Source organism: Nocardioides sp. NBC_00368, from assembly GCF_036090055.1.
Lineage (GTDB): Bacteria > Actinomycetota > Actinomycetes > Propionibacteriales > Nocardioidaceae > Nocardioides.
Genome location: NZ_CP107970.1, coordinates 5,129,838 through 5,149,547, shown reverse-complemented (window position 1 = coordinate 5,149,547; position 19,710 = coordinate 5,129,838). Strand labels below are relative to the sequence as shown.

Genomic DNA, 19,710 nt, shown 5'->3' with positions numbered 1-19,710 from the left:
AACTGATGGTGAACGTCATCTGGTTACCAGCCAACGTCCGAGCAACGTGCCGTCGTGCTCGATGAGCGATCCCAAGGACACCGGTACGTCGGTGGGCGGCCCGGTCACGATCCGCCGGCCGTCACCGGCGAGGAGCTTGGGCGTGATCGTGTGGCAGAGCTCGTCGACCACCCCGGCCTCGAGCAGCGAGCCGAGCAGGCTCGGCCCGCCTTCGCACAGCACGTGGCGCATGCCCTCCTCGTGGAGTCTGCGCATCAGCGCGGGCAGGTCGACCTCGGAGGCGCCGACGACGTAGACGTTCTCCTCGCCGATCTCGTCGCGGGCGGCGTCCAGTCCGGGCGCATCCGCCACCGTGGCAAGCCGCACCGCGCCCGGCTCGCACCCGCGGAGCTCGTCGGGCACCCGGCCCCGACGGGAGACGATGACGATCGGCGCACCCTTGGCCGTGTAGGTCTCGGCGTCGGCGGTCCCGGCCCCGACCAGGACCACGTCGGCGAGCTCGCGCAGGACATGGAAGACGTCCACGTCGACGGCGTTGTTGACCGTGCCGGAGAGGCCGTCGGAGCCGGTCGCCGCACCGTCCAGGGAGCTGACCATGTTGACCCGTAGCCAGGGTAGGCGCCGAGGCGTGTAGATGGCCCGCAGGCCTTCGCGGGTCGTCGGGTCGCCGTCACCGTGCAGGAGGATCACCCTGCCAACGTTAGGCGCTGGGACCTGCCGCTATCTTCTTCGCATGAGTTGGTTGGTTACCGGAGGCGCGGGCTACATCGGATCGCACGTCGTACAGGCGCTGCTCGACGCAGGCCTGGAGCCGGTCGTCATCGACGACCTGTCGTCGGGCTTCGCGAAGTTCGTGCCCGACAACGTCGCGTTCGTCGAGGCGACGCTGCTGGACAAGGCAGCGATCGAGCAGGCGATCACCGACAACGGCGTCGAAGGAGTCATCCACCTCGCCGGCTTCAAGTACGCAGGCGTCTCGGTGCAGCGGCCGCTGCACACGTACGCCCAGAACGTCACCGGCACCGCCAACCTCCTCGAGGCGATGGTGGCCACCGGTGTCGACAAGCTGGTCTTCTCCTCCTCCGCCGCCTGCTTCGGCACCCCCGACGTCGACCTGGTCACCGAGACCACGCCGACCAACCCGGAGAGCCCCTACGGCGAGTCGAAGCTGATCGGCGAGTGGCTGATCGCCGACGTGGCGCGCGCCGAGGGCCTCTCCCACACGTCGCTGCGTTACTTCAACGTGGTGGGCTCGGGCAGCAAGGACCTCTACGACACCAGCCCCCACAACCTGTTCCCGCTCGTCTTCGACGCGCTGGCCAAGGGCAAGACGCCGCAGATCAACGGCGACGACTACCCGACCCCCGACGGCACCTGCGTACGCGACTACGTGCACGTCGCCGACCTCGCCCACTCCCACGTCGTGGCCGCCAAGCGGCTCGCCTCGGGTGCGGATCTGGAGGCCGTCTACAACCTGGGATCCGGCGACGGCTCCTCGGTGCGGCAGATCATGGACGCCATCCGCGAGGTGACCGGCATCGACTTCGAGCCGGTCATCAAGCCTCGCCGTGCCGGCGACCCCGCCCGCATCGTCGCCACCGGCGAGCTCGCCCGGCGCGACCTCGAGTGGGAGATGCGCCACGACCTGCGCTCCATGGTCGCCACCGCGTGGGAGGCTCGCCAGGCGGCGGGTGCGGACTACCCGAGTTGACGTCGGGCGGGATGTTCACCGAGGCGATGTCCTGAGCTTGTCGAAGGGTAACTCGGTCAGCGCCCGCTCCCTTCGCGGAGCTCCACGAAATCAGCGACGGCTCACCGAGTCACCTCGGTGAGCCGTCGGGCGTGCTGGGCCAGGATCAGGCCTTCTTGGCAGCCGTCTTCTTGGCCGGAGCCTTCTTGGCGGGAGCCTTCGGCTTCTCGGCCGGAGCGGCCTCGGCCTTCGGGGCCTCGGTCTTCGGGGCCTCGGTCTTCGGGGCCTCGGTCTTCGGGGCCTCAGCCTTGGGGGCCTCGGTCGCAGCCTCGGTCTCGGCCTCGGCCTTCTTGAACTTCGCGACGAAGGTCTCCCCGCGGGTGGCGAGCTTGTCGTAGGTGCCGGTGGCCGAGCCGGTGGTCTCGTCGAGCTTGGCCTTGACGGTGGTCTTCAGCTTCTCGGGAAGGACGGTGTACTGCTCCTTGGCCAGGGCCGGGAGGGTCTTCGGGTCGAAGCCGGTCACGGTCGCCTTGGCGGCGGTGGCCCGCTCGGTCGCGTGGGTGCGGTAGGCGGTGGCCTTCTCGGTCGCCTTGGTGCGAGCGTCGGTCAGCTTGGTGGTCGCCTCGGAGCGGTAGCCGTCGACCTTCTTCTGCAGGTCGGTGGCGAGGTCCTTGACGGTCTCGTAGGCCAGGTCAGCGACGCCGGCGACGGCGTTGAGGGGCTTGGTGGTCTCAATCTTGGGCAGCGTGGGCATCTGGGTTCTCCTCGTGATGGGGTTCTTCGTCGGTTTCATCGGCGGCCGGCGCATCGTCGGTGACACGACTGTTGAGAGCAAGGAACGAGTGGTAGACGTCGAGCAGCGAGTGCTTCTGCCGCTCGGTCAGACTCGGATCGGCGAGCACCGCGAGCTCCACGGATCCTCCGACGTTGGAGTCGGGGCTGAGGATCCCGGCACGGACATAGACCTGCTCCGCCGAGATGCGCAGCGCCTTCGCGATCTGCTGGAGGACCTCAGCCGATGGCTTGCGCAGACCGCGCTCGATCTGGCTGAGGTAGGGGTTGGACACGCCTGCCTGGTCGGCGAGCTGACGCAGAGACATCTCGGCAGAGATCCTCTGTTCCTTCAGATACTCGCCGAGCGAGCCGACCGCACTCGTGACCTTGCTCTTGACCATGACTCCAGTGTGCTAACAATTGCTAGCAAACACAAGTCCCGGGCAACCGAAGTGACACACATCACCCACTAGTTGCCCCGTCAACCGGCGGAAACACGCCTGAAACCTGGATCGGGGTCTCGCTAGCCGCCCGCTAGCAACTCACAGCAGCGCACGGATCTCGCCCACCGGGTGGCCACCACCGAGGATCCGCGCCTCCCCCGTCGCCCGCAAGGCGTCGGCGTCGACCCCGTCCAGGTCACCGACCCCGTCGCGCAGCAGCGCGGCCGCCATCACGACCGCGCGCGCCCGGTCACCGCCATCGTCGGCCTTCAGCGCCCAGGCACGGCCGTCGGGCAGCGCGACCGCGTAGACCGCCTCGGCGCCGAGCTTGCCGATCAGTCCCGGCACCGCCCTGTGCAGCGCGACCTCGTCCCGTGTGGTCCCCGAGACGTACTCGGGGTGGGACCGCATCGCCTCGGCGACCCGCGCACCCGGTCCGTCCACCGCCGAGGCGATGGTCGAGAACGCCCGCGCCAGCCCGGTCAGCGACGTCGACAGAGCCGGTGCGCCGCAACCGTCGACCGTGACGTACGCAGCCTCGCCGGTGCACGCCTCGAGGATCTCCTGGATCCCCTCCTGAAGCGGGTGCTTGGGGTCGAGATAGTCCTCCAGCGGCCACCCGGCGGCGACGCAGGTGGCGAGCATCGCGGCGTGCTTTCCGGAGCAGTTCATCGCCAGCCGGCTCTTCGCCTCGCCGCGACGGAGCGCCTCCTCCCGCGCCTCCACGCCGAACGGGTAGTCCTCGATGTTGCCGAGCGCGGACTCGTCGAGGCCGACGGTGGCGAGGATGCGACGTACGCCGTCCTGGTGGAACGCCTCCCCCGAGTGGGAGGCGCAGGCGAGGGCGAGCAGGTCGGGCGGCAGATCGAGGCCGAGGATCACCATCGCCAGGGCCTGCACCGGCTTGTTCGACGACCGCGGGAGTATCGCCGAGTCGACGTCGCCGAGCGACCACTCCACCGTGCCGTCGGCCGACAGGGAGAGGGCGGATCCGTAGTGGTGTCCCTCGACGAAGTCGGAGCGGATGATCTCGGCGAACGGCACAGGTGCTGGCATGGGGGCGAGACTATGTGAGAGTTGCCCCGTGTTCGCCGACCTCCTCACCCAAGACGCGCTCAGCGTGCTCGTGGTCAGCTTCGGCATCGGCATCGTCGTCGGGCTGACCGGCATGGGCGGTGGCGCCCTGATGACGCCGGCGCTGATCTTCCTCGGGGTGCCCCCCACGACCGCGGTCGCCAACGACCTCGTCGCCGCCTCGGTCAACAAGTCGGTCGGCGCCGCGGTGCACTGGCGCCACGGCTCGCCCAACATCCGGCTGGCGACCTACCTGATCATCGGCTCGGTGCCGTGCGCGTTCCTGGGCACCTTCGTCCACAAGCTCGCGCCGGGCGACACCGACCACTTCCTCAAGATGATCCTCGGCGGTGCGCTGCTGTTCGCCGCGGCGTCCTACATGTTCCGGATGTACCTCCAGCTGCGCCAGGTCGCTTCCGGCAACGTGGCTCCCGAGGACGACCCCGACCTGAAGCCGGTGCTCACCATCGTCATCGGCGCGCTCGGCGGCCTCCTGGTCGGCATCACCTCGGTCGGCTCGGGCTCGGTCATCATGATCGCGCTGCTGCTGCTCTACCCGACGCTCTCGGCGGTCAAGCTCGTCGGCACCGACCTGCTCCAGGCCGTGCCGCTCGTGCTCGCCGCCGCGATCGGCCAGGTGATCAACCACGGCGTCGACTGGGCGGTGCTGATCCCGCTCATCCTCGGCGGCACCCCCGGCACCTTCCTCGGCTCCCGGATGGCGCGCTGGGTCTCGCAGTCGGTCATCCGCCGCGGCATCGTCATCATGCTGACCCTCTCGGGTGCCAAGATGCTCGGCGCGGACGCCACCTTCCTGCTGCTTCTCGGCGGCGCGATGCTGCTCCTCGGTCCGCTCCTGTGGGGCTTCATCCGCCAGTCGCGCGGTCTGGCCCCCTTCGACAACAACGCCGCCGCCTGGCGGCTGCCGGAGCGCTCGGAGAAGTAGCCCCCGTCGAGTCGGCGCATCTGTCTCACCACAGAGCATCGAGTCGGCGCGTCTGTCCCACTTTCCTGGGACAGACGCGCCGACTCGGCGTCATTTTCTGGGACAGACGCGCCGAGTCGGCGGTCAGGCCTTCAGGTAGCGGCGCAGCGCGTCGAGGTGGTCCTCGGGCTCGAAGCCGGTGGCGGTGAGCTTGTCGAGGGACATCACCGAGTTGAGCGGCCGCGGGGCGACGCCGTCCTTGCCGGCGAAGTAGGCCTCGGTCGAGGTGGCGCCGACGTCGGCCCGGTCACGCCCGGACAGCGAGAACACCTCGGCGGCGATGTCCCGCCACGAGCACGGCTCGCCGGCGTTGGTGCAGTTGTAGACCCCGTACGCAGCCCCGGACCGCAGCAGGTGAGCGGTGGCCGCGGCGAGCGTGTCGGTGAAGGTGAGCCGGCCGATCTGGTCGTCGACCACGGTGGGCGAGACACCCTTCTCGGCGAGGGTCGCCATGGTGCGTACGAAGTTCTTGCCGTCGCCGACGACCCAGGAGGTGCGCAGGATGTAGTGGCGCGGGGTGCCGGCGACGGCGATGTCGCCGGCGGCCTTGGACTGAGCGTAGACGCCGAGCGGCGAGACGGGCTCGTCCTCGGTGTGCTCGGCGGCGGTGCCGTCGAAGACGTACTCGGTCGAGTAGTGCACCAGGGTCAACCGGTGCTCGGTCGCGACCCGGGCGAGCAGCGCCGGCGCCGTCGCATTGGCGGCCCAGGCGGTGCGCCGGCCGTCGGGAGTCTCGGCGACGTCGACGGCGGTGTAGGCCGCGGCGTTGAGGACGAGCTGGTAGTCGGCCCACGGCCAGGCCGCGACCGCCTTCTCGTCGGAGATGTCGAGCTCGTCGAGGTCGACCGCGTCGGCCTCCGGGAAGACGGCGGTCAACGCGCGGCCGAGCTGGCCGTTGGACCCGATGATCAACGTCTTCTTCGGCTTCATCGGGGTGATCTCGGCCAGGCGTGGGTTGGCCTTGTCCTTCTCGGAGATCTCGGCGGAGTCCAGCGGGATCGGCCAGGCGATCGCGGCGGTCTCGTCGGCCAGGTTGAGGGCCGGGTAGGCGAACCCGGGACGCCAGTGGTCGTTGACCAGGTAGGAGTAGACCGTGAGGTCCTCCAGCGCCTGGTAGGAGTTGCCGACTCCGCGCGGCACGAAGACGGCGGTCTCCGGGCCGATCTCGACCGAGAACGTCGTCCCGAACGACGAACCCTCGCGCATGTCGACCCAGGCCGCGAAGACCCGCCCGCAGGCCACGGAGACGAACTTGTCCCACGGCTCGGTGTGGATGCCTCGGGTCGCCCCGCGGCTGGCGTTGAAGGACATGTTGTTCTGCACCGGCCCGAAGTCGGGCAGCCCGAGCGCGATCATCTTCTCGCGCTGCCAGTTCTCCTTGAACCAGCCGCGGGCGTCTCCGTGCACGGGCAGGCGGACGACCAGCAGACCCGGAATCGGCGTCCGCTCAACGGCGAGCTCCGACATTCACTGCCCCTTCGCGGCGTACTTGGCTTCGGTCTCGTGCTTGAGCGGCGACCACCAGGCCTCGTTCTCCTGGTACCAGGCGATCGTCGCGGCCAGGCCCTTGTCGAAGTCCTGGTACTTCGGCTCCCAGCCGAGCTCGCTGCGAAGCTTGCCGGACTCGATGGCGTAGCGGCGGTCGTGTCCGGCGCGGTCGGTGACCCACTCGATGTCGTCCTCCGGCTTGCCGAAGTGGCGCAGGATCGCACGGACCACATCGACGTTGGACTTCTCGCCGTCGGCGCCGATCAGGTAGGTCTGCCCGATCCGGCCCTTCTCCAGGATCGTCCAGACGGCCGAGGAGTGGTCGTCGGTGTGGATCCAGTCGCGGACGTTGAGCCCGTCGCCGTAGACGCGCGGCCGGCGCCCCTCGATCACCTCGGTGATCTGGCGCGGGATGAACTTCTCGACGTGCTGCCAGGGGCCGTAGTTGTTGGAGCAGTTGGAGATCGTCGCGCGCACGCCGAAGGAGCGCACCCAGGCGCGGACGAGGTGGTCGGAGCCGGCCTTGGTGGCCGAATAGGGCGAGGACGGCTGGTAGGGGGTGTCCTCGGTGAACCGCTTGGGGTCGTCGAGGTCGAGGTCGCCGTAGACCTCGTCGGTGGAGACGTGGTGGAACCGCACCTCGTGACGACGGACCGCCTCGAGCAGGACGAAGGTGCCGACGATGTTGGTCTGGACGAACGGCGCCGGGTCGGAGAGCGAGTTGTCGTTGTGCGACTCGGCCGCGTAGTGCACCACGGCGTCCGACTCCGCGACCAGCGGCTCGACCACCGCGGCGTCCGCGATGTCGCCGACCACAAGGCGAACCCGGTCCTCCGGGAGCCCGGCGAGCGATGCCTCCGAGGAGGCATAGGTCAGCTTGTCGAGCACCGTCACGTACGCATCGGTGTTGGCCACGAGGTGGTGCACGAAGTTGGAGCCGATGAACCCGGCCCCGCCTGTCACAAGAATCCGTCTCACCGGCTCATCGTAGGCAGAATTAACCACCCGGTGGTCGCCTCGCCCCGGTGGGTTCCCTAGAACGTGGGGTGAACATCCGTAGGATCAACTGATCATGAAGGGCATCATCCTTGCCGGAGGCACCGGCTCACGTCTGCACCCGATCACTCTCGCGATCAGCAAGCAGCTGATGCCGATCTACGACAAGCCGATGATCTACTACCCGCTGACCACGCTGATGCTGGCCGGGATCCGGGACATCCTGGTGATCACCACGCCCCACGAAGCCTCCGGCTTCCACCGGCTCCTGGGTGACGGCAGCCACCTCGGCGTCAACATCAGCTACGCCGAGCAGCCCTCCCCCGACGGCCTCGCCCAGGCCTTCACGATCGGCGCCGACGTCGGCTTCCTCGACGAGTCCGAGGACGGCGTCGGCCTGGTCCTGGGCGACAACATCTTCTACGGCCCCGGCCTCGGCACGCAGCTGGCCCGCTTCAAGACGATTCACGGCGGCGCCGTCTTCGGCTACCGCGTCGCCGACCCGCGCGCCTACGGCGTCGTCGAGTTCGACGAGAATCGCAAGGCCGTCTCCTTGGAGGAGAAGCCCGAGAAGCCGAAGAGCCCGTACGCCGTCCCCGGCCTCTACTTCTACGACAGCTCGGTCGTCGAGCACGCTCGCAACCTGCGCCCGTCCGCGCGCGGCGAGCTCGAGATCACCGACCTCAACCGGATCTACCTGGAGGCCGGCACCCTCTCCGTCGAGGTGCTGCCCCGCGGCACCGCGTGGCTCGACACCGGCACCCTCGAGGACCTCAACGAGGCCGCCAACTTCATCCGCGCCATCGAGCACCGCCAGGGCACCAAGATCGGCGCCCCCGAGGAGGTCGCCTGGCGTCAGGGCTGGCTCTCCGACGAGGAGCTCTCCGAGCTCGCCCAGCCGCTGCTGAAGAGCGGCTACGGGAAGTACCTGCTCGGTCTGCTGGCCTGACCTCCGCCTCAGATAAAGACGTACGCGGCGGGGCACTGCCCCGCCGCGTACGTCTTTCGTGGTCTCAGGCCGTCGCGGTCTTCTCGGCCTCGGCCCGGCCGAAGTCGTCCTCGAGCCGGACGATGTCGTCCTCGCCGGTGTAGCCACCGCGCTGGACCTCGATGATCGAGAGCGGCTCGTCGGTCTCGTTGCAGATCCGGTGGGCCTGGCCGACGGCCACGTCGACGGACTCACCAGGGCCGGCGATGGTGGTCACGCCGTCGATGATGCAGGTCGCCTTGCCGTAGATGACCACCCAGTGCTCGGAGCGGTGGGTGTGGGTCTGATAGGAGAGGCGGCTGTTGGGCAGCACCTCGATCCGCTTCACCTTGTAACCCGGACCGATGTCGATGACATGCCACGAACCCCAGGGGCGGGTCTCGGAGTCACCAGCCATGATGTTGCCTCATTCCTAGACACTGAACAGAAGACGCGACCATAACTGTACGCATTCGCGCACGGTTCATTGCGAGCCGATGTTCACCGGTCCGTTACCCGCAGGTCGCCCACGGGAGCAGTTCTCCCCCGCCGGAGCGGCTCAGTCGCGCCCGTAGATGTCGCGTGTGTAGACCTTGTCGGCGACGTCGGCGAGCACCTCGGTGCGCCGGTTGGCGATGATCACGTCGGCCCGCTGCTTGAACTCGTCGAGGTCCTTGATGATCTCGGAGTGGAAGAACTCCGGCTCGTCGAGCTCGGGCTCGTAGATGACGACCTCGACGCCCTTGGCCTTGATCCGCTTCATCACACCCTGGATCGAGGACTCGCGGAAGTTGTCCGAGCCGGACTTCATGATCAGCCGGTAGACGCCGACGACCTTCGGCTCACGCCGCAGGATGTCGGTCGCGACGAAGTCCTTGCGCGTGGTGTTGGCCTCGACGATCGCCGAGATCAGGTTCTGCGGGACGTCCTGGTAGTTGGCCTGCAGCTGCTTGGTGTCCTTCGGCAGGCAGTAGCCGCCGTAGCCGAAGCTCGGGTTGTTGTAGTGGGAGCCGATCCGCGGGTCCAGGCCGACGCCCTCGATGATCTGGGTCGTGTTGAGACCGTGGGTGGCGGCGTACGTGTCGAGCTCGTTGAAGTAGGCGACCCGCAGCGCCAGGTAGGTGTTGGCGAACAGCTTGATCGCCTCGGCCTCGGTGGCACCGGTCATCAGCACCGGTACGTCGGGCTCGAGGGAGCCCTCGAGCAGCAGCTCGGCGAAGCCCTTCGCGGCCGCGGAGTCGTCGCCGACGACGATGCGGGAGGGGTGCAGGTTGTCGTGGAGCGCCTTGCCCTCGCGGAGGAACTCGGGGCTGAAGAAGAGCATCGCCTCAGGGTGCTGCTCACGCTTGGCCGCGACGTAGCCGACCGGGATGGTCGACTTCACCACGATAGCCGCCTCGGGCGCGTAGGTGACCGCGTCCGCGATCACGCCGTCGACGGTGGAGGTGTCGAAGTAGTTCGTGGCCTCGTCGTAGTTCGTCGGGGTGGCCACGATGACGTACGCGGCGTCCGCGTAGGCGTCCTCCTTGTCGAGGGTCGCGCGCAGGTCGAGCTCCTTGGTGGCCAGGAAGCTGGTGATCTCGGCGTCCTCGATCGGCGTCCGGGCCGCGTTGACCAGGTCGACCCGCTCCTGGGAGATGTCCAGGACGACGACCTGGTGCTTCTGCGCGAGCAGGACGGCGAGCGACATCCCGACGTAGCCCACGCCGACAACGGTGATCTTCATGCTCGGACTGTAAGCAGCGGATCGGACGACCTCCCAGCGACTTCTGCCGTTGATGTTCCCGTACGGGAACATCACGTAGAGTGTTCATCGTGCCGTCGCCGTACCTGACCTCACCGGCCGCCTTCGGGTCGGCCGTGCGCGCGGCCCGACGCCGTGCCGGCCTCACCCAGGGCGACCTGGCGCACCGCGCCGGCGTGGGCCGGCGGTTCGTCGTCGACGTCGAGTCCGGCCACCCGCGCGCCGAGCTCGGGAAGGCTCTCGCGCTGCTGGAGGTCCTCGACGTCTACCTCGCGCCCACGCAGCTCTCCCCGATCGCCCCGCCGCTGGAGGACGTCGACCTCGACGCCGTCCTGGCCCACCACCTGTGATGCGTGAGCTGTACGCCTTCGCCGGCCGCCGCCGGATGGGCACCTTCCGCCAGGTCGGCGACCAGGTCGACTTCACCTACGCGGAGACCGCCGGCCCCACGCCGATCTCGCTCTCCCTCCCCCGCACCGGCCCGGCCCTCTCCCCGGGAGCCGCCCGCGCCTGGCTCGACAACCTGCTCCCCGCCCGCGAGGAAGTACGCCGCCGATGGGCGCGCGAACGAGGGCTGCCGGACACCGAGCCGATGACGCTGCTCGCCTCCTACGGTGATGACCTCGCCGGGGCGGTCTCGCTCTCGGCCGACCCCGACCTGCCCTGGCGCCGGGCGCCGCATCCCGTCGAGGCGCCGCTGCCCGAGATCGCGACCCGGCTCGCGGCGCTGCGCAACCAGCCCACCTCGTGGCTCGACCAGCGGGCCCGGCCACGGTTCTCCCTCGGCGGTCACCGGGGGAAGTTCGCGCTGCGACGGGCCTCAGGAAAGTGGTTCTGGCCGACGTACGAGCATCCGTCGACGCACATCCTGCGGCCGACGACGCCGGAGGCTGCCACCCAGCAGCTCGCGGACCTCGACCTCGCCCGCGCCCGCGAGATCCCTGCCACCCGCACCGAGCTGGTCACCTTCGGCGCGCAGCCGGCGCTCGTCGCGGAGCGCTGGGACCGCCTCGGCGGCCGGCGCATCCATGCCGAGACGATCCGGCAGGCGCTGGGGCTGCGGCCCGACGAGGACGTCGAGCCCGGCGGCGTACGCGATCTGTTCCTGCGCCTCGGGCAGGCTCAGCCGCCGGTCGACGACATCGGCCGGATCGCCTTCCTCCTGGCCGGGGACCGGGTCGTGGTGGCGCCACGGCGCTGAGGCATCTCGCCGGCCACATCTCACCGTGCGGGTGCGGCTACCGAGGTGGGCCCCGCTCCTGCGTACACTCGGAGTCCAGCCCACGCGGGGATGGGACATTTCGCCGTGCCGTGGAAGCCGCCACTAGCATGGGCGCCTCAACCTGACGGAGAGGTCCTCTGGTTCCGTAATGACTGCAACACACGCCGACTACCGGCTCAGCCAGCTCGACCAGCTGGAAGCCGAGTCGATCCACATCTTCCGCGAGGCCGCGGCAGAGTTCGAGAAGCCTGTCCTGATGTTCTCGGGCGGCAAGGACAGCATCGTGATGCTGCGACTTGCGGAGAAGGCTTTCTTCCCTGCCAAGATCCCGTTCCCGGTCCTCCAGATCGACAACGGCCTCGACTTCCCCGAGGTCGCCGAGACCCGTGACCGCTGGGTCAGCCGCCTGGGCGTACGCCTGGTGATCGCGAGCATCGATGACGCCATCGCGCGCGGCATCGTCGTCGACGACGGCAAGACCTCGCGCAACCGCCTCCAGACGCCCACCCTGCTGAACGCGATCGAGGAGAACGGCTTCACCGCCGCCTTCGGTGGCGGTCGTCGCGACGAGGAGAAGGCCCGCGCCAAGGAGCGCGTCTACTCCCACCGCGACGAGTTCGGCCAGTGGGACCCGAAGAACCAGCGCCCCGAGCTCTGGTCGCTCTACAACGGCCGCCTCCACGAGGGCGAGCACATGCGGGTCTTCCCGATCTCCAACTGGACCGAGCTGGACATCTGGGACTACATCGGCCGCGAGGGCATCGAGATCCCGTCGGTCTACTTCGCCCACCAGCGCCGGGTCTTCGAGCGCGACGGCATGCTGCTCACCGAGACCCCGCTCAACCCGCTGCGCGAGGGCGAGGTCGTCACCGAGCGCACCGTTCGCTACCGCACCTGCGGCGACATGACCCTGACCGGCTGCGTCGAGTCGACCGCCGCCACCATCCCCGAGATCATCGAGGAGGTCGCCGCCGCCCGGGTCACCGAGCGCGGCGCGACCCGCGGTGACGACCGGTTCTCCGAGGCCGCCATGGAGGACCGCAAGAAGGAAGGTTACTTCTGATGGCCATGGACCTCCTGCGGTTCGCCACCGCCGGCTCGGTCGACGACGGCAAGTCCACCCTCATCGGGCGGCTGCTGTTCGACTCGAAGTCGATCTTCACCGACCAGCTGGAGTCGGTCGAGAAGACCTCGCAGGACAAGGGCCACGGCTACGTGGACCTCTCGCTGCTGACCGACGGTCTGCGCTCCGAGCGCGAGCAGGGCATCACCATCGACGTGGCCTACCGCTACTTCGCGACGCCCAACCGCAAGTTCATCATCGCCGACACGCCCGGCCACGTGCAGTACACGCGCAACATGGTCACCGGTGCTTCGACGGCTGACCTCGGGCTCGTCCTGGTCGACGCTCGTCACGGCCTCACCGAGCAGTCGCGCCGCCACGCGGTGCTCCTGTCCCTGCTGCGCGTGCCGCACCTGGTGCTGTGCATCAACAAGATGGACCTCGTCGACTACTCCGAGGAGGTCTACAAGAAGATCTCCGCCGAGTTCACCGCGTTCGCGACCAAGCTCAACATCCCGGACCTCGAGGTCATCCCGATCTCGGCGCTCCAGGGCGACAACGTGGTGACCCGGTCCACCAGCATGGACTGGTACTCCGGCCCGACGCTGATCCACCACCTCGAGCACGTCCACGTCGCCTCCGACCGCGACCTGGTCGACGTGCGCCTCCCGGTGCAGTACGTCATCCGGCCGAAGTCGGACGACCACCACGACTACCGCGGCTATGCGGGCCAGGTGGCCGGCGGCGTGCTCAAGCCGGGTGACGAGGTCATGGTCCTGCCCTCCGGGATGACCAGCAAGATCGCCGGGATCGACCTGTTCGACAAGGAGATCCCCGAGGCGTTCCCGCCGATGTCGGTGACGGTCCGCCTCGAGGACGACGTCGACGTGAGCCGTGGCGACATGATCTCGCGGGTCAAGAACGCCCCCGAGCCGAGCCAGGACATCGACGCGATGATCTGCTGGATGACCACCGCTCCGCTGCGCCCACGGCAGAAGCTGGCCATCAAGCACACCTCCAACTCGGCTCGAGCGCTGGTCAAGGACATCCAGTACCGCCTGGACGTCAACTCGCTCCACCGTGACCTGGAGACCAAGGAGCTCGGCCTCAACGAGATCGGCCGCGTCCAGCTGCGCACCACCAAGCCGCTGCTGTGCGACCCCTACTCGAAGAACCGCACCACCGGCTCCTTCATCCTCATCGACGAGGCGACCGGCGTCACCGTCGGCGCGGGCATGATCAACGACTAGCGAGCGTTCAGCGAGACACGAGTCGGCGCGTTTGCATCGCCGTCTTTCGAGCGAAGCGAGAAAGCAAGGTGCGAACGCGCCGACTCGTGGTGAGCCCCATAAGGTTGCCCCGTGCCAGTGCCGCAGTTCTCCCCGTCCCCGCGCGAGCTCGACGACATCGAGCTGATCGTCTCCGGCGTCCTCCCGGGCCCGCTGAACGCCCCGGGCTCCCCGCTGACCCTCGATCTTCCGTCGTCGGTCGCCTCGGCCGCGGCCGAGGACGGCTCGGTGGAGATCGTCGACCCCGAGGGTCTCCCGCTGGCACGTGTCACCTGGCCCGCCGGCGAGGTCACCGGCCTCTCCTCCCCCGCCTACGGTCCGTTCCGGAGGCTCTACCTCACCCCGGAGCAGACCCGGAAGGCGTACGCCGGGAGGACGGTCGTCCCGGTCACCGATGCACTGACCACCGCCGAGGTCGCCGAGATCGCGGACCTCGGGCCGGTGCTGTTGCTCGCCCTGGTCGGCCACGGCACCCCGGCGCTCTCGCCGGTCGCACTGCTGCGCGCCTCGTTGCTGGCCGCTGAGACCCTGCCCGACGCGGCCGTCGTCGCGGTGCCCTTGGCAGCTCACGACGACCCCGAGGCCGATCATGCGCTCGGCGTGGCGGTCGTGGAGGCGTACGCGGGTGGGGAGGCGGTGCACGCGCTGGCCTCTCCGGCGTCGGACGACTACCCCGACGACATCGCCGCGGTCATCGACGCCGACCAGCCCGCCCCCGAGGACCAGGGCCTGGTCATCTTCTTCACCGGCCTGTCGGGCTCCGGGAAGTCCACCCTTGCCCGCGCGCTGATGGATCGGATCCTCGAGCAGGGAGCGCGCACGGTCACCTCCCTCGACGGCGACGTCGTGCGCCGCAACCTCTCCGCCGGGCTGACCTTCTCCAAGGAGGACCGGGAGACCAACATCCGCCGGATCGGCTGGGTGGCCGCCGAGATCTCCCGCCACGGCGGACTCGCCGTCTGCTCGCCCATCGCACCCTTCGACTCGACCCGCCAGGACGTCCGCGGGTTCGTCGCCGATGCCGGCGGCGCCTTCTTCCTGGTGCACGTGGCCACGCCGCTGGAGGAGTGCGAGCGGCGCGACCGCAAGGGCCTCTACGCCAAGGCCCGACGCGGCGAGATCCCGGAGTTCACCGGGATCTCATCACCCTACGAGGAGCCGGCCGACGCCGACGTCCGTGTCGACACGACCGGACGCTCGATCGACGAGGCGCTGGAGGACGTCATCGCCGGCCTGCGCGAGGCGGGCTATCTCGACCTCGCCTGAGCTGCTGGCTCAGCGGTCCCGGTAGACCAGCCCGGACAGGCGCCAGGCGAGCATCCGGCGGAAGCGCGGGAGCTTCGCGAGCGTGGACAGCACCAGGTTGCGTACGCTCCGCCGGACGCCCTGCGCGATGCCGAACCGGGTCAGCCGGTCGGAGAGCTCGATGACCTCCTCGGCGACCGGCCGACGACGGTTGGCGTAGTCGTCGAGCGCGGCGTCGTCGCCATCGGTGATTGTGGCGACGAGGGCGTCGCCGAGCACGACCGCGTCCTGGAGGCCGGTGTTCATGCCCTGGCCGCCGGCGGGGCTGTGCACATGGGCGGCGTCTCCGGCGATCAGCACCCGTCCGGCACGGTAGGCGTCGGCGACGCGGTGGTGGACCCGGAACCGGGATCCCCACACCACCTCGGTGACCTTGACCGGGCTGATGACGCCACCGCGACGGTCGAGAAGACCCTGGACGTAGTCGACGTCGGGCTCCTCCGGAGCCTCGGGGACCGGCGCCACGAACCGGAACGAGCCGTCGGGCAGCGGCGCTGAGACCAGGGTGCCCTCGGGCGAGAAGTAGAGGATCACCTCGTCGTGCGGCAGGTCGCCCTCGACGCGGACGTCGGCGAGGCTGAACGACTCGGCGTACTTGCCTCCCGGGAACCCGATCCCGGCCCTGTCGCGCACGGTCGAGTGCATCCCGTCGGCACCGACGAGGTAGCGGGCGCGGATCTCGGTGCCGTCCTCGGTGGTGGCGGTGACGCCGGTGTCGTCCTGGACGAGATCGACGAGGGTGAGCGGCCGGCGTACGTGGCCACCGAGCTCGGTGAGGCGCTCCAGGAGGATGCGCTCGGTGACGGCCTGGGAGACCATGAGGGCGTAGGGGAAGTCGCTGGGCAGGTCGTCGAAGCGGATCGGGACCAGGACCTTGTCGCGGTCGCGGATGGTGAAGCGCGACGCCTCGATCCCCTCCTCGACCAGGCGCGCGGAGACGCCGAGCTCGGCGAGCACCTCCAGCGTGCGGGCGTGGACGACCGCGGCCCGGGAGGTGTTGTCGCCGGAGGCCTGGTTGTCGATGACGGTGACGTCGATGCCAGCGGCGGCCAGCTTGGCCGCCACCGCCAGCCCGGTGGGGCCGGCGCCGGCGACGAGGACGTCAGTGGTGATGGTGGACATGATGCGCTCCTTGGTCTCGTTGTTGGTCAACACGTGTTGGCCAACCGGTGTTGACCAAGCTAGCGCGCCATCGGATTGACGTCAACAGGTGTTGGCCTACACTTGTTGGCATGACCGATACGCGCCGATCCGGAGCCGAGACCCGCGAACGCATCCTCGCCGTCGCACGAGAGCACTTCGCGAGGCGGGGATATGACCGCACCACCATCCGGGCGATCGCGTCCGAGGCACAGATCGACCCGTCGATGGTGATGCGCTACTTCGGCAGCAAGGAGGAGCTCTTCACCGCCGCCGCCTCGATCGACCTGGCGCTACCCGACCTCACCACGGTCCCCGAGGGCGACGCGGGCCGCGTGATGACCGCCCACTTCGTACGCACCTGGGACTCTGAGGGCACCCTGATGGCCCTTCTCCGCCGGGCCGCCTCCGACCCCCAGGCAGCGGAGCAGATGCGGGGCATCTTCGCCACCCAGGTCGCCGCCGCCGTCGCACCGCTGTGCCCCGACCCCGCCCAGGCGGCGCGCCGGGCAGCCCTCGTGGCCACCCAGCTCCTCGGCATCGCACTGGGCCGCTACGTACTCGATCTTCCACCCATCGTCGAGATGGACGCCGAGGAGATCGTCGAGTGGGTCGCCCCGACGATCGACCGCTACCTCACCGCCGACCCGGCGCAACTGCCCCGCCCCTAGCACCCGAGTCGGCGCGTCTGCCCCACAAACTCCCGCCGAGTCGGCGTGCATGTCCCGCAAGAGTCCATCGAGTCGGCGCAAATGTCCCAGCCCCGAACTCGTTCGCAGCGGAGACCGGAACAGACGCGCCGACTCGAGAACCCGAAACGAGACAAACGCGCCGACTCGGCGGCTTGAAACGGGACAGACGCGCCGACTCGGCGGGACGGTTAGCGCTTCAGACCGAGGAGAGCCCAGGCCTCGTCGGTGCTCATCGGCGTCCGCTGGGCGACCGCGGCAGCCTCGACGGCACGCTCGACGAGCTGGCGGTTGGCGTCGACCGGGACACCCTTGGCCAGCGTGAGGACGTCCTCCATCCCGACCCGCAGGTGCCCGCCCATGGCCAGCGAGGTGAGCATGACCGGGAGGGTCGAGCGGCCGATGCCGGTCGCCGACCACGAGGTCACCTCGGCCGGCAGGGCGGCGACGGCCGCGACGAGCGCCGCGGAGGTGCCGGGCATGCCGCCGGGCACGCCCATGACGAAGTCGACGTGGACCTTGCCGCCGGCCGGCAGTCCGTACTTCCCCAGCAGCCGCTGCAGCGCGGCGACGTGCCCGAGGTCGAAGAGCTCGAACTCCGGCACCACGCCGCGCTCCTGGGTGAGCTGGTAGAGCTCGGTGATGAACGGCCACGGGTTGGAGAAGACGTCGTCCCCGAAGTTGGTGGTGCCCATCGTCAGCGAGCACGAGTCAGGCCCGGCGTCGAGCACCTTCAGCCGCTTGTCGAGCGGGTCGTGGACCGAGCCGCCGGTGGAGAGCTGCACGATCAGCTCGGTCTTCTCGTGGAGTGCGTCGACCGTCTCGGTGAGCCGCCCGAGGTCGAGCGTCGGCGCATGGTCGTCGTCGCGGATGTGGACGTGGATCATCCGCGCCCCGGCCTCCTCGCACTCGACGGCCGTCGCCACCAGCTCCTCCAGCGTCGTCGGCAGCTGCGGGCAGTCTTCCTTCGCGGTCTCCGCCCCGGTCGGCGCCACGGTCACAAGCAGTCCAGTCACCCGGACAATCTAGCGCCATTCACATGATTCGCCGCAATATCTCCATCACAGGACGGCAAAACGACATGGGAGCCCCGGTGTCAGCCAGTGACATCGGGGCTCCCACGTCAGAGATCGTCAGCCGATCGGGATCGTCACCTCGGCGACGTTGCCGATCGCGGCGTGGACCTTCTTGTCCACGGGCTCGGCCTTCGGCGCGAGCGTACGCAGGGTCCACTCGCCGTCCCCGGCGAAGAACCGGAAGTGGCCGGTGGCCGAGGTGGGCACCTCGGCGGTGAACTCGCCGGTGCGGTCGAGGAGCCGCACGTAGGCGCCCTGGACCGGCTGCCCCTCACGGGTCACCTGACCCTGGATGACTGCTTCCTTGGCGACGTCGACGCCGGCGAGCGAGAGCCCGCCCTCAGTTGCTCCGCACATGCTCAGGCCTCCCCGGGCTCGTCGCCGGTGACGACCGGAACGCCGACGAGGGAGCCGTACTCGGTCCACGAGCCGTCGTAGTTCTTCACGTTCTCCTGGCCGAGGAGCTCCTTGAGCACGAACCAGGTGTGCGAGGAGCGCTCGCCGATGCGGCAGTAGGCGATGGTGTCCTTGCTCCAGTCGACGCCGGCCTCGGTGTAGATCTCCTTGAGCTCCTCGTCGGAGCGGAAGGTGCCGTCGTCGTTGGCCGCCTTGGACCACGGGACGTTGGCCGCGGTCGGGATGTGACCGGCGCGCTGGGCCTGCTCCTGCGGGAGGTGAGCCGGGGCGAGGAGGCGGCCCGCGAACTCGTCGGGCGACCGCACGTCGACCAGGTTCTGGGTGCCGATGGCCTCGACGACCTCGTCACGGAAGGCGCGGATCGAGTGGTCCTGCTCCTGCGCGGTGTAGGTGGTCGCCTCGCGGGTGACGGCCTCGTCGGTCAGCTCGCGGGAGTCCAGCTCCCACTTCTTGCGGCCGCCGTCGAGCAGCTTGACGTCCTGGTGGCCGTAGAGCTTGAAGTACCAGAAGGCGTACGCGGCGAACCAGTTGTTGTTGCCGCCGTAGAGCACCACGGTGTCGTCGTTGGCGACGCCACGCTCGGAGAGCAGAGCGGAGAACTGGTCCTTGTTGACGAAGTCGCGACGGACCTGGTCCTGCAGGTCGGTGGTCCAGTCGAGCTTGATGGCACCCTTGATGTGGCCCTTGTCGTAGGCGGTGGTGTCTTCGTCGACCTCGATCAGCACCACCTTCGGGTCATCGAGGTGCTCCTCCACCCACTGGGCGGAGACGAGGGAGTTCTCGCGGGTCATCTAGGTACCTTTCGTTGTGTTTCTTGCGTTCAGGGGACTAGGCGAAACGCCTGATCAGCAGGTAGATCTCGCAGCCGAGGCAGAACCGGAAGACGGCATTGAGCACGGCCGCCACCAGCGCGAGGCCGAGGGCGATCTGCGCCACGAGCGTGGCGCCGAGGAGGTAGCCCACGAGCGCGACCACGAGGAAGGCGAGGCCTACCCCCTGGGCGAACCGGGGCGGGGCCGGGTCCTCGAGCTCGTCCGGCGCACCTAGGCGGGGACGTACGAACTTCTTGAAGAGCCAGGCATGAGGGGTCCGCTGAACGCCGAGACCTGCCCCGATCGCGAAGAGCACGGTCTGGATGGCCGTGACCACCAGAGCCCACGGCTGCGGAAGCAGCAGAGCCAGGAGGATCACGACAACGGTCAGCGCCGCAGCGAACTGCGGGCCACGGGGGTCGATTCCGGTCTGTGTAGCCGTCGTGCTCGAGGTCTCGGACATAGGTGTGCTCCTGCGAGAGTGGAGGGGAGGTCGTCAGGACGAGCCTGACAGGCGAAAGCGATCCCCGGTGTCG

General features: G+C 69.0%; 22 protein-coding genes. 9 read left to right on the top strand and 13 right to left on the bottom strand.

Annotated features, from left to right (window positions below):
• Positions 1-15 precede the first annotated feature (15 nt).
• The gene (locus OG984_RS24580) at positions 16-690 is read right to left on the bottom strand and encodes a dihydrofolate reductase family protein (RefSeq protein ID WP_328528793.1); all 675 of its coding nucleotides are present in this window, start codon (positions 688-690) and stop codon (positions 16-18) included.
• Between the two features lie 43 nt (positions 691-733).
• Here OG984_RS24580 and galE point away from each other — a divergent pair, with 43 nt between their 5' ends.
• Positions 734-1,711: a UDP-glucose 4-epimerase GalE gene (gene galE / locus OG984_RS24575; protein WP_328528792.1), complete on the top strand. Its 978-nt coding sequence runs from the start codon at positions 734-736 to the stop codon at positions 1,709-1,711.
• A gap of 145 nt (positions 1,712-1,856) precedes the next feature.
• On the opposite strand, the gene OG984_RS24570 is transcribed toward galE, so the two are convergent.
• The 3 genes from OG984_RS24570 to OG984_RS24560 all read right to left on the bottom strand — a co-directional run bounded on the left by OG984_RS24570 (position 1,857) and on the right by OG984_RS24560 (position 3,963).
• Entirely contained in the window at positions 1,857-2,444 is a 588-nt protein-coding gene (locus OG984_RS24570; protein ID WP_328528791.1) for a hypothetical protein, read from the bottom strand.
• The gene (locus OG984_RS24565) at positions 2,422-2,865 is read right to left on the bottom strand and encodes a helix-turn-helix domain-containing protein (protein WP_328528790.1); all 444 of its coding nucleotides are present in this window, start codon (positions 2,863-2,865) and stop codon (positions 2,422-2,424) included. The genes OG984_RS24570 and OG984_RS24565 overlap by 23 nt, the downstream gene beginning before the upstream one ends.
• A gap of 141 nt (positions 2,866-3,006) precedes the next feature.
• Entirely contained in the window at positions 3,007-3,963 is a 957-nt protein-coding gene (locus OG984_RS24560; protein ID WP_328528789.1) for an asparaginase, read from the bottom strand.
• Between the two features lie 28 nt (positions 3,964-3,991).
• On the opposite strand from OG984_RS24560, the gene OG984_RS24555 reads away from it, so the two are divergent.
• Positions 3,992-4,927, top strand: a complete 936-nt coding sequence (locus tag OG984_RS24555; protein WP_328528788.1) for a sulfite exporter TauE/SafE family protein — start codon at positions 3,992-3,994, stop codon at positions 4,925-4,927.
• A gap of 123 nt (positions 4,928-5,050) precedes the next feature.
• Here the strand turns inward: OG984_RS24555 and OG984_RS24550 are convergent, their stop codons facing one another.
• Together OG984_RS24550 and rfbB are read right to left on the bottom strand one after the other, a co-directional pair.
• Positions 5,051-6,433, bottom strand: a complete 1,383-nt coding sequence (locus OG984_RS24550) for a bifunctional dTDP-4-dehydrorhamnose 3,5-epimerase family protein/NAD(P)-dependent oxidoreductase (RefSeq protein ID WP_328528787.1) — start codon at positions 6,431-6,433, stop codon at positions 5,051-5,053.
• Positions 6,434-7,432, bottom strand: a complete 999-nt coding sequence (gene rfbB / locus OG984_RS24545; RefSeq protein WP_328528786.1) for a dTDP-glucose 4,6-dehydratase — start codon at positions 7,430-7,432, stop codon at positions 6,434-6,436. It abuts the gene before it with no gap.
• Between the two features lie 94 nt (positions 7,433-7,526).
• Between rfbB and rfbA the strand changes: the two genes are divergently transcribed.
• Positions 7,527-8,399, top strand: a complete 873-nt coding sequence (gene rfbA / locus OG984_RS24540) for a glucose-1-phosphate thymidylyltransferase RfbA (protein WP_328528785.1) — start codon at positions 7,527-7,529, stop codon at positions 8,397-8,399.
• 64 nt (positions 8,400-8,463) lie between these two features.
• Here rfbA and OG984_RS24535 read toward each other — a convergent pair whose 3' ends face one another.
• A complete protein-coding gene (locus OG984_RS24535) occupies positions 8,464-8,835 on the bottom strand; it encodes a phosphomannose isomerase type II C-terminal cupin domain (RefSeq protein ID WP_328528784.1) in 372 nt (123 codons plus the stop codon).
• A gap of 141 nt (positions 8,836-8,976) precedes the next feature.
• Positions 8,977-10,143: a nucleotide sugar dehydrogenase gene (locus tag OG984_RS24530; protein ID WP_328528783.1), complete on the bottom strand. Its 1,167-nt coding sequence runs from the start codon at positions 10,141-10,143 to the stop codon at positions 8,977-8,979.
• 89 nt (positions 10,144-10,232) lie between these two features.
• On the opposite strand from OG984_RS24530, the gene OG984_RS24525 reads away from it, so the two are divergent.
• From OG984_RS24525 to cysC, 5 genes are all read left to right on the top strand, one after another.
• Complete coding sequence (locus tag OG984_RS24525; RefSeq protein ID WP_328528782.1) at positions 10,233-10,511, top strand: type II toxin-antitoxin system Y4mF family antitoxin; 279 nt, start codon at positions 10,233-10,235, stop codon at positions 10,509-10,511.
• Positions 10,511-11,362, top strand: coding sequence for a HipA N-terminal domain-containing protein (locus OG984_RS24520; protein ID WP_328528781.1), 852 nt, complete (start codon positions 10,511-10,513; stop codon positions 11,360-11,362). Before OG984_RS24525 ends, OG984_RS24520 begins: the two co-directional genes overlap by 1 nt.
• A gap of 169 nt (positions 11,363-11,531) precedes the next feature.
• The gene (gene cysD / locus OG984_RS24515) at positions 11,532-12,446 is read left to right on the top strand and encodes a sulfate adenylyltransferase subunit CysD (protein ID WP_328528780.1); all 915 of its coding nucleotides are present in this window, start codon (positions 11,532-11,534) and stop codon (positions 12,444-12,446) included.
• Positions 12,446-13,696, top strand: coding sequence for a sulfate adenylyltransferase subunit 1 (locus OG984_RS24510; RefSeq protein WP_328528779.1), 1,251 nt, complete (start codon positions 12,446-12,448; stop codon positions 13,694-13,696). Before cysD ends, OG984_RS24510 begins: the two co-directional genes overlap by 1 nt.
• 111 nt (positions 13,697-13,807) lie before the next feature.
• Positions 13,808-15,001 carry an adenylyl-sulfate kinase gene (gene cysC, locus OG984_RS24505; protein ID WP_328528778.1) on the top strand — a complete coding sequence of 398 codons (1,194 nt, stop codon included), beginning with the start codon at positions 13,808-13,810 and terminating at the stop codon, positions 14,999-15,001.
• A 9-nt stretch (positions 15,002-15,010) separates the two neighbouring features.
• Here the strand turns inward: cysC and OG984_RS24500 are convergent, their stop codons facing one another.
• The gene (locus OG984_RS24500) at positions 15,011-16,162 is read right to left on the bottom strand and encodes an FAD-dependent oxidoreductase (RefSeq protein ID WP_328528777.1); all 1,152 of its coding nucleotides are present in this window, start codon (positions 16,160-16,162) and stop codon (positions 15,011-15,013) included.
• Between the two features lie 110 nt (positions 16,163-16,272).
• Here OG984_RS24500 and OG984_RS24495 point away from each other — a divergent pair, with 110 nt between their 5' ends.
• Positions 16,273-16,851: a TetR/AcrR family transcriptional regulator gene (locus tag OG984_RS24495; protein WP_328528776.1), complete on the top strand. Its 579-nt coding sequence runs from the start codon at positions 16,273-16,275 to the stop codon at positions 16,849-16,851.
• A 209-nt stretch (positions 16,852-17,060) separates the two neighbouring features.
• Here OG984_RS24495 and OG984_RS24490 read toward each other — a convergent pair whose 3' ends face one another.
• The 4 genes from OG984_RS24490 to OG984_RS24475 all read right to left on the bottom strand — a co-directional run bounded on the left by OG984_RS24490 (position 17,061) and on the right by OG984_RS24475 (position 19,637).
• Positions 17,061-17,885, bottom strand: coding sequence for a 3-keto-5-aminohexanoate cleavage protein (locus tag OG984_RS24490; RefSeq protein WP_328528775.1), 825 nt, complete (start codon positions 17,883-17,885; stop codon positions 17,061-17,063).
• 117 nt (positions 17,886-18,002) lie between these two features.
• The gene (locus tag OG984_RS24485) at positions 18,003-18,302 is read right to left on the bottom strand and encodes a DUF1416 domain-containing protein (RefSeq protein ID WP_328528774.1); all 300 of its coding nucleotides are present in this window, start codon (positions 18,300-18,302) and stop codon (positions 18,003-18,005) included.
• A gap of 2 nt (positions 18,303-18,304) precedes the next feature.
• Positions 18,305-19,153: a sulfurtransferase gene (locus OG984_RS24480; RefSeq protein ID WP_045549622.1), complete on the bottom strand. Its 849-nt coding sequence runs from the start codon at positions 19,151-19,153 to the stop codon at positions 18,305-18,307.
• 37 nt (positions 19,154-19,190) lie between these two features.
• The gene (locus tag OG984_RS24475; protein WP_328528773.1) at positions 19,191-19,637 is read right to left on the bottom strand and encodes a DUF4395 domain-containing protein; all 447 of its coding nucleotides are present in this window, start codon (positions 19,635-19,637) and stop codon (positions 19,191-19,193) included.
• Positions 19,638-19,710 lie beyond the last annotated feature (73 nt).